At 72.1% G+C, this 13,379-nt stretch carries 12 protein-coding genes; 7 read left to right on the forward strand and 5 right to left on the reverse strand.

All coding sequences use genetic code 11. The features are described 5' to 3' along the window. Positions 1–67 precede the first annotated feature (67 nt). Positions 68–562 (forward strand): MarR family winged helix-turn-helix transcriptional regulator, encoded by a 495-nt coding sequence (locus ACFVTR_RS01605; protein ID WP_387034280.1) that lies wholly within the window; start codon positions 68–70, stop codon positions 560–562. On the opposite strand, the gene ACFVTR_RS01610 is transcribed toward ACFVTR_RS01605, so the two are convergent. Then, positions 559–1,485 carry an EamA family transporter gene (locus ACFVTR_RS01610; RefSeq protein ID WP_387034281.1) on the reverse strand — a complete coding sequence of 309 codons (927 nt, stop codon included), beginning with the start codon at positions 1,483–1,485 and terminating at the stop codon, positions 559–561. The genes ACFVTR_RS01605 and ACFVTR_RS01610 overlap by 4 nt on opposite strands. Positions 1,486–1,557: 72 nt before the next feature. Between ACFVTR_RS01610 and ACFVTR_RS01615 the strand changes: the two genes are divergently transcribed. Beyond that, positions 1,558–2,508: a LysR family transcriptional regulator gene (locus ACFVTR_RS01615; RefSeq protein ID WP_387034282.1), complete on the forward strand. Its 951-nt coding sequence runs from the start codon at positions 1,558–1,560 to the stop codon at positions 2,506–2,508. Then, a complete protein-coding gene (locus tag ACFVTR_RS01620; protein WP_387034283.1) occupies positions 2,508–2,999 on the forward strand; it encodes a hypothetical protein in 492 nt (163 codons plus the stop codon). Before ACFVTR_RS01615 ends, ACFVTR_RS01620 begins: the two co-directional genes overlap by 1 nt. Positions 3,000–3,051: 52 nt before the next feature. Here the strand turns inward: ACFVTR_RS01620 and ACFVTR_RS01625 are convergent, their stop codons facing one another. Continuing rightward, a complete protein-coding gene (locus tag ACFVTR_RS01625) occupies positions 3,052–3,642 on the reverse strand; it encodes a hypothetical protein (protein ID WP_387034284.1) in 591 nt (196 codons plus the stop codon). 102 nt (positions 3,643–3,744) lie between these two features. Between ACFVTR_RS01625 and ACFVTR_RS01630 the strand changes: the two genes are divergently transcribed. The 4 genes from ACFVTR_RS01630 to ACFVTR_RS01645 all read left to right on the forward strand — a co-directional run bounded on the left by ACFVTR_RS01630 (position 3,745) and on the right by ACFVTR_RS01645 (position 9,361). Then, a complete protein-coding gene (locus ACFVTR_RS01630; protein WP_387034285.1) occupies positions 3,745–6,501 on the forward strand; it encodes an AAA family ATPase in 2,757 nt (918 codons plus the stop codon). Positions 6,502–6,609: 108 nt separating this feature from the next. After that, a complete protein-coding gene (locus ACFVTR_RS01635; protein WP_387034286.1) occupies positions 6,610–7,434 on the forward strand; it encodes an alpha/beta fold hydrolase in 825 nt (274 codons plus the stop codon). An 84-nt stretch (positions 7,435–7,518) separates the two neighbouring features. Continuing rightward, a complete protein-coding gene (locus ACFVTR_RS01640) occupies positions 7,519–8,418 on the forward strand; it encodes an alpha/beta hydrolase (RefSeq protein ID WP_387034287.1) in 900 nt (299 codons plus the stop codon). A 115-nt stretch (positions 8,419–8,533) separates the two neighbouring features. Next, positions 8,534–9,361 carry an MBL fold metallo-hydrolase gene (locus ACFVTR_RS01645; RefSeq protein WP_387034288.1) on the forward strand — a complete coding sequence of 276 codons (828 nt, stop codon included), beginning with the start codon at positions 8,534–8,536 and terminating at the stop codon, positions 9,359–9,361. A gap of 65 nt (positions 9,362–9,426) precedes the next feature. Here the strand turns inward: ACFVTR_RS01645 and ACFVTR_RS01650 are convergent, their stop codons facing one another. The 3 genes from ACFVTR_RS01650 to ACFVTR_RS01660 form a co-directional block, all read right to left on the reverse strand. Continuing rightward, entirely contained in the window at positions 9,427–10,749 is a 1,323-nt protein-coding gene (locus tag ACFVTR_RS01650; protein ID WP_387034289.1) for a DUF222 domain-containing protein, read from the reverse strand. A 313-nt stretch (positions 10,750–11,062) separates the two neighbouring features. Next, positions 11,063–12,085, reverse strand: a complete 1,023-nt coding sequence (locus ACFVTR_RS01655) for an alpha/beta fold hydrolase (RefSeq protein ID WP_387034290.1) — start codon at positions 12,083–12,085, stop codon at positions 11,063–11,065. Beyond that, the gene (locus tag ACFVTR_RS01660) at positions 12,082–13,284 is read right to left on the reverse strand and encodes a M24 family metallopeptidase (protein WP_387034291.1); all 1,203 of its coding nucleotides are present in this window, start codon (positions 13,282–13,284) and stop codon (positions 12,082–12,084) included. The genes ACFVTR_RS01655 and ACFVTR_RS01660 overlap by 4 nt, the downstream gene beginning before the upstream one ends. Between the last annotated feature and the right edge of the window lie 95 nt (positions 13,285–13,379).

Raw genomic sequence — 13,379 nt, forward strand, 5'->3', positions numbered from 1 at the left:
GGCACCAATGTTGGTGTACCCAACATAGCGACTGTTGGTCTCGCCAACAAGGGCATACAATCCGGGTATGCGCGAAACTCGCCCTGGCCGCACGCCGGATCGCCTCAAGGATCGGCCCACGTGGCTGCTCGGACGTGCTGCTGCGAGGGCGTCGGTATTGCTGGCGAGCGGGTTCGAGGCGCACGGCGACGGTCTGCGCGGCTACCACTACCGGCTGCTCGCCGCCCTCGATGAATTCGGACCGGCGAGTCAGGCCGACCTCGGGCGCGACACCGGCATCGACCGCAGCGACGTGACTGCGGCCCTCACGCAGATGGCAGACCGTGGGCTCGTCGTTCGCGACGTCGACCCCGGCAATCGTCGGCGCAACATCGTGTCGATCACGAGTGCCGGGGTGGCGAGGCTGCGCGAACTCGACGAGGTGCTCGACGGCATCCAGGAGGTCCTGCTCGCTCCGCTGTCGTCGGCACAGCGAGCGCAGTTCGCGAAGATCATGACCCGGCTCGGAAGCGTCGATCAGCCTGTTCTTGAGTCAGATCAGCGTGGCGGCGAGGCGGGCTAGCGTCGAACCGCGGGAGCGACCCGTCCGGGCGGCTCCACTGAACGCTCCACGCGTCGCCGCACCGGCGCATTCGCGATGAACACCCCGGCGACGAGCACGAGCCCGCCGACCGTCTCCCACAGGTTCGGGACCTGCCCGAGCAGCAGCGCGGCCGAGGCCATCGCCACGACGGGCGCGAGCAGCACCCACGGCACCACCGACGCCGAGCGGTTGCGCGCGAGCAGCGCGTTGAAGATCGCGTAGCCGACGAGGGTGCAGAGTCCCGCCGTGTAGAGGGTCGAGACGATCGGGCGCCAGCCGAATGCGGCGATGCCCGCGGCGATCGCATCGGGACCCTCGATGAGCGTCGACAGGCCGAGTGCGGGCAGCGGCACGACCAGCGACGACCACACCGTCAGCGACAGGGCGCCGAAGCGCTTCGCGGGCGCGACCGGTCCGGCCTTGCGCGAGATGACGTTGCCGATCGCCCAGGAGAGCGCGGCGAGCAGGCACAGCACCACTGCGAGCGCTGGTGCGTCGCCGCCGCGACCGAGGGCGACGACGCCGAGCCCGACGGTGCCGACCAGCACGCCGATCGTCTGCATGCGGTTCGGCCGCTCGCGGAGCGCGAGCGCCGCGACCACGATCGTCAGCACGACCTGCGCCTGCAGCAGCAGGGCGGCGATACCGGGCTGCAGTCCGAGCGCGATCGACGTGTAGAGCAGGGCGAACTGGCCGAGGCTCATGAAGAGGCCGACGCCGACGACGGTCTTCCAGCTCGCGAGCGGGCGGGGCACGACGACCACCGCGAGGGCGACGACGGCGAAGCGCACGGCGACGAAGAACAGCGGCGGGATGCCGGCCATGCCCCAGTCGATGACGACGAAGTTGAAGCCCCACAGCGTCGCAACCATGGCGGCCAGCAGCATGTCGCGTCTCGTCATGGTTCCACTTCACCCTGAGTCATCCGGAAACACCAGCGATCATTTCTCTGCTTGATTCGGTAGCATCCGTACATGATCGATCTCGAAGCCGTGGTCGCCCTGCGCGCCGTGGCCACCAACGGAAGCGTCGCCGGCGCGGCCGACGCGCTCGGCTTCACGCCGTCGGCGGTGTCGCAGCAGATCAAGCGCCTCGAGCGCGGCACCCGTGTCGCCCTGCTCGAACGGGCCGGACGCGGCGTCGTGCTCACCGATGCCGGGCGTCAGCTCGTCACCTCGTCGGCGACCGTGCTCGCCGACCTCGAACGACTCGAGGCCGACCTGCACCTGGCCGGCGGGGTCGGCGCCACCGACGGTGCGCCCCGCCGTGTCACGGGGGAGGTGCGCATCGGCGCGTTCTCCACGGCAGTGCGCGGCATCCTCGTCGACGTGCTGCCGCGCCTGCGCGCGGAGCATCCCGAACTGCGGGTGCCGATGCGCGAGAGCGAGCCGTGGGAGACCATCGCGCTCGTCGCGTCGGGGCAGCGCGACCTCGGCATCGTGCACCGGTGGGGCGGGGTCGCGCTCGCGATGCCCGATCACCTCGTCGAGACGCCCCTCTTCACGGACGTCGCGGACGTGATCCTGCGGCGCGACCATCCGCTCGCCGAGCGCACCGAGCTGGAGCCGGTCGACCTCGCCGACGAGGAATGGATCGCCACGTTCGACTCGACGATCTGCCGGCAGTGGCTGCGGCGACTGTTCGACGGCGTCTCGAACGCGCCGCGCGTCGTGCACGAGTCGATGGAGTTCGAGAACCACCTCGAGCTCGTTCGCGCGGGCCTCGGGGTCGCGCTGGTGCCGCGGATGGGCCGGCCGGAGCTGCACCCGGATCTCGTGGCGATTCCGACGGTGCGTCCGGCGTCGACGCGTGGAGTGTCGGCGGTGCACCGGCGCAGCCAGGCGGATTCGCCGGCCCTGCAGGTGGTGCTTGATGCGGTGCGGGAGGTTGCCGCTCAGGGCACCGCCCCTGCGCGGGAGAACTGATGGCGGAGACCACTCGCCGAATCGTCGGCCCGGCCGTCGTTGCGCTCCTCGGCATTCTCCTGGCGGGATGCACTGCGTCCCCGACCGAACAGGAACAGACCATGACTCCTGAAGAATCGAAGCACGGACTCGAAGAGCTGATGGCATCGACGCGCGAGATCATGGCGCTTCCTGAGGATGGGTGGGACCCCGAGTTTCCCCTCGCCGCCGATCCCTGCACGCTCTCGAACGGTTCCGCTGGCATCGACTACATCGATGTGCGCACGTGGGTCGGCACACCGGATCCCGACCCCGAGCAACTGATCGACACGGTTCGCGTCCACTGGGAGTCCGAGGGCCTCGTCGTCACGATCTCCGACCAAACCAAGGGAGCGGACACGCTGATTCGCGTGACCGGGCGTGGGGGCACGGTGAAGAACATGCGGATCGTGATCATCCCCGGGCAGGTGACGCTCGACGGCGAGAGCATCTGCGTCGTCGGCGAGCTGTAGCCCGTCGGAGTCATGAAGACTCGCCGGCGCCGCCGCGGTAGGTCGCTGAGTCTCAGGCCGGGTCGATGCGCAGCACGGGCGCCGATTCGCCGACCGTGAGGTCGTCGACGATGCGGATGCCGCGGGCGAGCTCGTCGACGGCGCCGATGACGGTGCCGAATCGCTCGCGATCGCTGCATACGGCCGTGACGGTCACGAGGTGCGTGCCGAGATCCCACGTGTACGTGGCGAACGGCGGGCGACCGCCCTGCGGCAGCGGCATGGCGAGCTTCTCGCCCACCCCGAGGTAGGTGCCGCGGAACTCCTCGGTGTCGTCGTACTCGATCGGCATCGAGGCTCGCGCGATCCGGATGTCGGGCGTCGCCGCCTGCACCTGGGCCATCACGACAAGCAGGTCGGGCTCGGCCTTCCAGACCCAGACGAGCACCCGCCCCGCCGCCTTGCGCATCAGGAACGGGACCGCTTGGCTCATCGCCCAGGCGCTGAAGCCGCCGCCGCGCTTCGCGGGCTCGGCACCCGGCCCCTTGGCCTGCGACAACAGCATGCCGATCGCCTGCTTGCGGGCGCGGCGGCCGCGGAAGCCGAGGGAGTCGGTGACGGGCACCCACTTGGAGCGATCGGGTTCTGCGTGGAGACAGGGCACGCTCCAAGCCTACGAGGCGACACCAGTGCGGTGGGCGAGTGGTCGAGGACGATCGGTGGGGTCGCGAACCGCTCTAGCGCACCGTGAGAGCGCTCCACTACGGTGTTCAGCATCGACACGTCGCCGCCCGCGCTCCTCGGCCGTGCCGGCGAGCGTGAGCGCCTCGCCGAGCTCGTCGGATCGGCGCGCAACGGGCGCGGGTCGGCGCTGCTGATCCGCGGCGAACCGGGCATCGGCAAGACGGCGCTGCTCGACGACGTCACGCGCGAGGTCGCCGGAGCCCGCGTGGTGCGCGCCCACGGATTCGAGGCCGAGCAGGCGATGCCCTACGCGGCGCTGCAGCGGCTCGGCGCCCCGTTCACCGACCTCGTCGAGACCCTGCCGTCGCGTCAAGCCACGGCCCTGCGCATTGCCGCCGGGCTCGACGACGGCCCGCCGCCCGACCGCTACCTCGTCGGGCTCGGCATGCTCTCGCTGCTCGCGGCCGCGGCCGAGCGGCAGCCGCTCGTGTGCGTGATCGACGACGCACATCTCGTCGACGTCGAGTCGCTCGAGGTGCTCGCGTTCATGGGCCGCCGCCTCGAGGCCGAGTCGATCGCGCTGCTGCTCGCGACGCGGCCCGACGAACGAGTCGCGGTCACGGCGGCGGGCGTCGCCGTGCTCGAGCTCGGCGGACTCGATGGTCCGAACTCGGTGCAGCTGCTGAACCGCTCGTCGTCGGCGCCGGTCGACCCGTACCTCGCGACGCGGTTCGCCGAGGAGACCGGCGGCAACCCGCTCGCCCTCATCGACCTCGGCCGCGAGTTCACCGCGAAGCAGCTCACCGACTCGTCGCTCGCGCTCGGGCCCGTGCCGATCGGCCTGCGGCTCGAGTCCACGTACCTGCGCGCCGTCGAGGCGCTGCCGGCCGCGACCCGTCGCTGGCTCGGCATCGCGGCGGCCGAGTCGACGGGGCGCGTCGAGCTCATCGACGAGGCGGCTGAACGGCTCGGGTCACCGGCGGATGCCGCGGGGCCCGCCGAACTCGCCGGGCTCGCGACGGTGCGCGAGCGGGTGCGGTTCCGGCATCCGCTCGTGCGCGCGGCCGTCTACAACGCGATGCCGTCCGCCGAACGCCGTGAGGTGCACGCGGTGCTGCGCGAGGTCGCCGACGAGCACGGGCGGCCCGACCTCGCGGTGTGGCATGCGGCGGCCGCCGCGGCAGGGGTCGACGACGAGGTCGCCGACCGCATGGAACAGGCCGCCGATGCCGCGGGCGGACGCGGCGGCACGGCCTCGCGTGCGCGACTGCTCGCCGGCGCCGCCGACCTCACGACACCGGGTCCGGTGCGCGACGCCCGGCTCATGGCGGCCGCCGAGGCCGCGGCGGCGGCCGGCGCCGCGCAGCTCGCGCTCGAACTGCTCGCGCGTATCGACCCGGCGACGGCCGACCCGGTCACCGAGGGCCGCCTGCTCATGCTGCGCGCGATGCTCGCGCTGTTCGTGGCCGACGCCGACGGGGTGCTCGGCGGCACGGCGAACCTGCTGCGCGCCGCCGAGCTCTTCCACGGCCTCGCGCCCGAACTCGAGCAGCGCGCGCTCCTGCGGGCGTTCGAGGTCGAGCTCACCGCCGAGTGGGCGGTCGCGGGCGCGACGCTGCCCGAGCTCGGCGAGCGGCTCGCCGCCGGCGCCGAGGTCGCCGACGGGCAGCGGTCGATCGCGCTGCGCGGCCTCGCGGCGCACATCCTGCTGCCGTACGACGAGGCGGTGCCGCCCATGCGCGCCGCCGTCGAGATGCTCCGCGCCTCCGACGACGCGCAGCTGCTCGACCTCGGGTACTTCGGCGTCGCGCTGACGATGGGCCTCTGGGACGAGCAGGCCTGCATCGAACTGCTCGAACGCACCGCCGCCGCGGCCCGCGACGCGGGCAACCTGCGCGTGCTCGACACGACCCTGTGGCTGCTCGGCGAGGTCGAGCTCGTGCGGGGCGACCCCGCGGCATCCGGTCGCTATGTCGAGGAGGTGCGCGAGCTTCGCCGGGCCATCGGCTACGACGCCGAGCAGGTCGTGAACGCGGCGGTGCTCGCCTGGGCCGGGGCGCCCGTCGAGGTCATCGAGCAGGTCGCGCTCGGCACGCTTGCGAGCGGCTTCGTCGGGGCGCACACGATCGCGATGACCGGACTCAGCACGCGCGACCTCGCCGACGGACGCGCGGAGTCGGCGTACGCCCGGCTCGAACCCATGGTCGCGCGTGACTTCCTGCAGGTGACGTACCAGCAGCTGCCCGAGCTCGTCGAGGCGGGCGCGCGCAGCGGCCGGAGCGACGAGCCCGCGGTGCGCGACGCCGCAGCCCGGCTCGCGCGGTTCGCCGAGGTGAGCGGCACGCCGTGGATCCGGGGCGTCTCGGCACGCGCCGCCGCGCTGCTCGCGGGCGACGAGGAGGCCGAGGCCCTCTACCGCGAGGCCATCGGGCACCTCGGGGTGAACGGATCACGAGGTGAGCTCGGGCGTGCACATCTCGTGTACGGCGAGTGGCTGCGCCGCGTGAAGCGTCGCCGCGACGCACGCGAGGAGCTGCGGCTCGCGCTCGCGATCTTCGAGCGGGTCGAGGCGCCCGCGTTCGCCGCGCGGGCCCGCCGCGAGCTCGAGGCGACCGGCGAGCACGTCGCCGCCCATGCGCCGGGGGAGTCGACCGCCGACGCGCTCACCCCGCAGGAGGCGACGGTCGCGCGCCTCGCCTCGGCGGGCCGCACGAACGCCGAGATCGGCGCCGAGCTGTTCATCAGCGCCAACACGGTCGACTATCACCTGCGCAAGGTGTTCCGGAAGCTCGGCATCACCTCGCGGCGCCAGCTCGCCGAGCGCTACCCCGAGGGCTGAGCGCTCCCGACTACGCGCACCACGTGGTTCGGTGGCCTGCCGCCGCGCGCCAGCATCGAGGCATCCGCGATTCGCACCCGCGCGAGTCGCCCGCTGGATGGAGGCGCCATGCCCTACGTCACCGCCGATGACGGCGCGCAGATCTTCTACAAGGACTGGGGTTCGGGCGGCACGCCCGTGCTGCTGAGCCACGGCTGGCCGCTCAACGCCGATGCGTGGGAGGCCGCGGCCCGGTTCCTGGCCGAGCACGGGCACCGGGCGATCGCGCACGACCGTCGCGGCCACGGGCGCTCGAGCCAGACGTGGAACGGCAACGAGATGGACACCTACGCCGACGACCTCGCCTGCCTCATCGACGCGCTCGACCTCACCGACCTCACGCTCGTCGGCCACTCGACCGGCGGCGGCGAGATCGCGCACTACGTCGGCCGGCACGGATCGGCGCGCGTCGCCAAGCTCGTGCTCGTCTCGGCCGTGCCGCCGCTCATGCTCGCGACGGACGACAACCCCGGCGGCCTGCCGATCGCGGTGTTCGACGGGATCCGCGCGGGCGAGGCATCCGATCGCTCGCAGCTGTACCGCGACCTCGCCGACGGGCCGTTCTTCGGCAACAACCGCTCGGGCGATGTCTCGCAGGGCGTGCGCGACGCGTTCTGGCTGCAGAGCATGGCCTGCGGGCACCGGGCCGCGTACGAGTGCATCGCCGCGTTCTCGGCCACCGACTTCCGGCCAGACCTGGCGAAGATCGACGTGCCCACGCTCGTGATCCACGGCGACGACGACCAGATCGTGCCCTTCGAGGTCGGCGGCGCACGCTCGGCCGAGCTCATCGACGGCGCCACCCTGCTCGTCTACGAGGGCGGCGCCCACGGCCTGCCCGACACCGACCGCGACCGGCTGCACGCCGACCTGCTCGCGTTCATCGATTCGTGAGACGGATGCCGCGGCGGCTCGTCGCGGCATCCGTCGCCCTTCGCTCGACCACTCGACCACTCGACCACTCGAAAGGACCGCACCATGACCGAGACCACTGCCCCCGACACCATCGTGCTCGTGCACGGCCTCTGGATGACGCCCCGCAGCTGGAGGGGGTGGAAGGAGCGCTTCGAGGCGAAAGGCTTCACGGTGCTTACGCCCGGGTACCCCGGCTTGGAGATCGAGGTCGAGGCCCTGCGCGAGAACCCCGACGTGATCGCGAACCTCACGGTTCCCGAGACCGTCGACCACCTCGCCGCGCAGATCGAGGCGCTGCCGAAGCCGCCGATCATCATGGGGCACTCGTTCGGCGGCACGCTCACGCAACTGCTGCTCGCCCGCGGGCTGGGCGCCTCGGCAGTCGTCGTCGACTCGGCGCCGACCGAGGGGGTGCGGGTGAACCCGCTCTCGCAGGTGAAGTCGCTGTTCCCGGCGCTCAAGAACCCGGCGAACCGGTACAAGGCCGTCGGCTTCACGCCGGAGGAGTTCCACTACGCGTTCGCGAACACGCTCTCCCGTGAGGACTCCGAAGCGGTGTGGCAGGAGTTCGCCATTCCCGCTCCGGCGAACTGGGTCTGGTCGTACGGGCTCATCGCGAACTTCAAGCCCGGCAAGCAGGAGACCTGGGTCGACTACGCCGCCGACCGCGCCCCGCTGCTGTTCATCGGCGGCGAGAAGGACCACATCATGCCGCCGTCGGTGAACAAGTCGAACGCGAAGCACTACGCGAAGTCGCCCGCGATCACCGAGTACGTGGAGTTTCCCGGTCGTTCGCACTGGATCTGCGCCGAGCCCGGCTGGGAGGAGGTCGCCGACAAGGCGCTCGAGTGGGCGCTCGCCCACGCGGGGTCGGGTGCGGCGGCAACGTCGAGCGGGTCGGGCACCGGCGCCAGGTCGACCGTGGCGGCGGGTGCGGAGCCGGCGGTAGAGTCCGCGGAATGAGGGGCTTCGGGGAATGAGGGGCATCTCGGAATAACGGATCTGGCCGCGTGAAGGGCTCGTCGGGATGAAGGACCTAGTGGCATGAAGGGCTGGTCGGCATGAGGGAGTCGGCGGCATGAGGCTGACGCGTATCGGCGGCCCGACCGTGCTGGTCGAGCTCGACGGCTGGCGCCTGCTCGTCGACCCCACGTTCGACCCGGCCGGCGGGCACTACTCGTTCGGCTGGGGCACCGGCTCGACGAAGACGGCCGGCCCGGCGATCGGCCTCGACGAGCTCGGGCCGATCGACGTCGCCCTGGTCAGCCACGACCATCACGCCGACAACCTCGACGACGCGGGCCGCGCGATGCTGCCCTCGGTCGGCGCGGTCGTGACCACGGCGAGCGGGGCCGTCCGGCTTGCGGCGGGCGCACCCGGCGGCTCGGTGCCCGGGCGCGCAGTGCCGGCCGACCGGCTGCAAGGGCTCGAGGCGGGGGAGTCGGTCACGCTGCCCGGCCCACGCCCCGGGCTGCCGACGCTCGTGATCACGGCGACGCCGTGCCGGCACGGGCCGCCGCTGACGCACCCCATCGTGGGCGACGTCATCGGTTTCGCCGTGCGCCGGCAGGGCGAGGAACGGGTCGCGATCTGGATCACCGGAGACACAGTGCTCTTCGGCCCGTTGCGCCGGGTCGCCGAGGAGCTTTCGATCGACGTCATGCTCGCCAACGTCGGCGGCGTGCGCTTCGGCGTCACCGGGCCACTGCGCTACACGATGAGGGGTCGCGATGTCGTCGAGCTCGTCGGCATCGCGGCTCCCCGCGTCGCGACGTTCGCGCACTACGACGGCTGGTCGCACTTCGTCGACGGCGAGCAGGGGCTGCGCGACGCGCTCGACGCATCCGCGGCGTCGGTTCACGACCGCGCCGTGTGGCTGGTGGACGGGGTCGCCGTCGAGGTCTGAGCGGGCGCGGACGGTAGGGCGCCGCCCTGCGGCGCGATGGGCGCCACGACAGCATTCAGGCGCGATCAGGCCGCCCGATCGTCGCGCAGCTCGAATCGCGCCCGCCCGCCGAGCCGCGGCAGCTGGTCGGGGTCGATGTGCGGTGGCGGAATGAACCACACCTCGCTCGGGCCCGCGTCGATCCGCCACCCGTCGCGGTGGATCCTGTGGTGGCAGAAGCTGCACAGCATCACCCCGTTCGACAGGTCGGTCGGGCCGGTATCTCGATGCCACCAGTTGATGTGGTGCGCCTCGACATAGGCGATGTTCTGGCCGCAGGAGGCGCAGCCGCCGTCGCGCTCGCCGAGGGCGAGTCGCTGTGCTCTGGTGAAGAGCCGCGCGGTTCTTCCGAGGTCGAGGGGGAGGCTCTCACCGCCGAGCACGGTCGGGATGAGCTCGGCATCGGCGGCCATGCGGCGAGCCGTCGACGCTGAGACGGGCTGGTCGAGCCCGTCGATGCGGGCATGCCCGAGCTCGTTCACGAGCGTGTCGAGGTCGACCCCCACGACGACCGTCGTCTTCGCGAGCGGCGCGAGGGTCTGCGTGCACCCGAGAGTGTGGCGGGCGAGCGCGGCGAGTGCGTCGACCTGGATCTGAGGGATCGATCGCTGGTCGTCGACGACGGGTGCGGCGTCGCCGGCAGCCGGATCGCGTCGGCGCAGCGCGTCGCTGACGAGGGCCTCGATCGCGGCCTTGACCGGCGCAGCGCTCTCGGGGTCGAGCCGGGCGTGCAGGTGCACCATGCCGTGACGGTCTTCGCGCATCGTCAACGAGCGCTCGGTGCGGAGCTCGTCGTCGCGGGGTTCGACACCGTCGGGATCGAGCCGGGCCTCGGCCTCGCGAACTCCGCGGATGAGGGTCTCGAGCGGCACTCGCGCCGCCAGGTCGACGAGCGCCGCCTCGACGATGTCGACTCTCGATACATCCGCCCGCGCCCACGCACGATCGAGCATCGAAGTGATCGCGGATGCCGCCTCGAGTCCGATCGCCGCCGTCGCGAGGGCAACCGCCACATGCGGATGCCGCGACGGCGCGCGCTCGCCGCTGAAAGTCTGCCGCTCGGCGGTGGCCGTGCCGACGGCGATCAGCCGCTGCGCGTCGGTGCGCGACGCCCCCGTGGAGGCCGCGAGGAGTCGCGTCGGGTTGTGGAACCCCTGCGACTTCGCGAGCCCAGTTTCGCCGAACTCGGGCCCGGAGCGCCGCGCGATCTCTGCGGCGGCGCGCGTGAGCACGGCGTCGATCTCGCGCCGGGTCTTCGAGAGGGCATCGGTGACCCGGATGAGACCGGAGTCGCTCATCTGCTCGAGGTCGGCCTGAACCGCCCCGAAGCTCGCGCCCCATGCCGGCATCGCACCGACCCACGAGTCGCGGAGGGCCGCTACGTCGCGTTCGAGGGCCGCCAGCGTATGCAGCGCAGACTGCGCAGCGTGCGCTGACTCCACTGCGTGCGCTGACTCCACTGCGTGCGCTGACTCCACTGCGTGCGCAGACTTCACTGCACGCGTGGGCTGCGCGGGTCGCCGGGCCTCGTCCATGACTCCATCCTGCACCGAGCCACCGACATTCGAGCGTCGCAGAAATCCGAGATGATCAGCGATTTAACCTGTGGATGAATCGTGCGGCATCTCACCTGTGGAGGAGAAGTCGATCGTGAGGATCAGCTCACACGGCGACCGCCGCCCCGCACCACCGCAGCAGTTCGACCTCGTGGTCGCGCATCCAGTGCCCGCCGTCGGGCACGACCTGCAACTCCGCGTGCGGCAGCAGCGCAAGCCACGCCTGCCCGTGCGAGGCGGGCACGAGCACGTCGGCGCCGCCGTAGACGAGTCGGGTCGCCGCCCGCACGCGGCTCGGGTCGAACGCCCACTCGCGTGCGAAGAGTGCGAGGTCATCGTCGACCCAGCCGTCGATGCCGTGCACGCCCCACTCGGTCGCCTCCACAGCCTCCTCGTGCTGCACCTCCGGGCGCCCGAGCACCTCGCGGTCGCTCGGGGGCAGCCGCGCGAACCACTCCTCGAGCGCGTCGGCACCGTCGCCGAGCGAGCTCAGGTGCTCGCGCAGCGCTCCCTCGCCGCGTCGGGCGGCCGTGATCTCGGCGACCGTCTCGGCCACCATCCCCGTCGCACCGTCGAATCCGAACCCGGCCTGCCTGAACCCGCCAGACGCGAACCCGGTCGACCCTGGCCCGGTCGACCCTGGCCCGGCCGGTCCTCGCCCGGCCGCCCCCAGCCCAACCGGTCCGGATTCCGACACCCCGGGCTCAGACCACCTCGATCCGCCCGACCCGAACCCGGCCGGCCCCAGCCCCACATCGACGCAGAGCGCGGTCACACGCTCGGGCAGCAGCGCCGCCGTCGCAACCGCGTGCGGCCCGCCGCCCGAGGTGCCGAGCACCGCGAAGCGGTCGGCACCGCAGGCGTCGGCGATGAGACGGCTCCACTCCGCGGCATCCGCGACGGTGCGCCCCGGTGTCGACGGCGAGCCGCCGTAGCCGGGGCGGTCGTACGAGCACAGCCGCACGCCGGCGGTCGCGGGCCCGGCCCAGCCGCCGGGCACGGCGATCGAGCTGCTCGGCGTGCCGTGGTGGAAGACGACGAGCGGCCCATCGGGGTCGCCCCACTCGCGCACGCGGATCGACCCGGCGGCGGTGGGCAGGTCGAACTGCCGCGTCCACGGGGCGTTCACGCGAACTCCAGCACGTCGCGCGGCAATGAAGACAAGAACCGCGGGCCGGATGCCTCGAACACGACGGTGTCGACGAGGATCAGCGACGTCCATGACTCGAAGTTCGTGACGAGCCCGGCTTCGATCACGTCGTCGCGCTCGTCGTCCATCGCCCACGCGAACTCGCCGACCCAGTCGCCGGGCGCGACCGAGAGGCCGAGCTCGTACCCGCCGACGCCGCCCTCGGCACCGGGCGACACTCCGGCCGAAGCGAAGTACCGGCGCAGCGCCGTGAGCAGCCCGCGCCAGGATGCCCCGACCGCGCCGTGCTCGGCGACCACGTCGTACGCCCCGGCGGCGATCGCGACCTGCCGTCGGCTCTCGTCGGAGACGCCACCGAACATCAGCGGCCGGGTCGCGCGGGCGTGGTACCCGTCGACCGCTGACGCCATGTCGGGGTGCACGACCGGCCCCGAACCGAGTCGCGTGTGCCCGCTCAGCCGGTGCAGCGCCGAGACCGACGATCCCGCGGCGACGGTCTCGTGCAGCACGGCGGGCTCGCCGCCCGCTCGCACCATGGCGAGCGAGTACATGGCCCAAGCCTCGAGCTCGGTCGTGTCGGGGGTGGCCTCGGCGGCGATCGCACGGATGCCGGCGTCGCACGCCGCCTGGGCGAGCTCGATCTTCGCGAGCTCGGCCGGGCTCTTCAGGCGCCGGATGCCGCGGAACGGCAGGGTGACGTCGACCACGCGGCATCCGAGGCCCTCGAGCATGGCGTCGACGACGTCGGCGACCGCTGGGCTCGGGATGCAGCTCCACCGCTCGAGGCCGACGCGGCCGCCCGCCCACGGGCGGAGCTGCGCGGCGAGGAACGTCACATAGTCGTCGAGGGAGGCCTCGTGCGTCTCGCTCGAGGTCGGCAGGGTGCGGATGTCGTCGAGCACCGTCGAGGTGCGGGCGAGCTGTTCGTGATAGCCGGCGTCGATGATGAAGGGATGCCCCTCCTCGACATGCACGACGATGCACTGCGCCGGCGGCATCGAGGTCGAGGTGTGCTGGCGGTACCAGCGACTGCGATAGCCGGTGAGCCAGGCCATCGTGTCGGGCGCGGTGATGATCGCGAAGGCGACGTCGACGTCGGCCATGGCGCGGCGCATGCGGCGGAGCCGATCGTCGTACTCGGCACGGGTGAACGGGAGGTCGGTGGCGTCATTGGTCACCCGACCATCGTGACCGCGCGGCGGCGGTGGCGCCTGCGACATCCGTCGCAGATCGCGGCGCGAACTTCAACGGATGTCGAAACCGTCGCTCATCA

Origin of the sequence: Agromyces sp. NPDC058126 (assembly GCF_042884595.1) — a bacterium.
Classification (GTDB): Bacteria; Actinomycetota; Actinomycetes; order Actinomycetales; family Microbacteriaceae; genus Agromyces.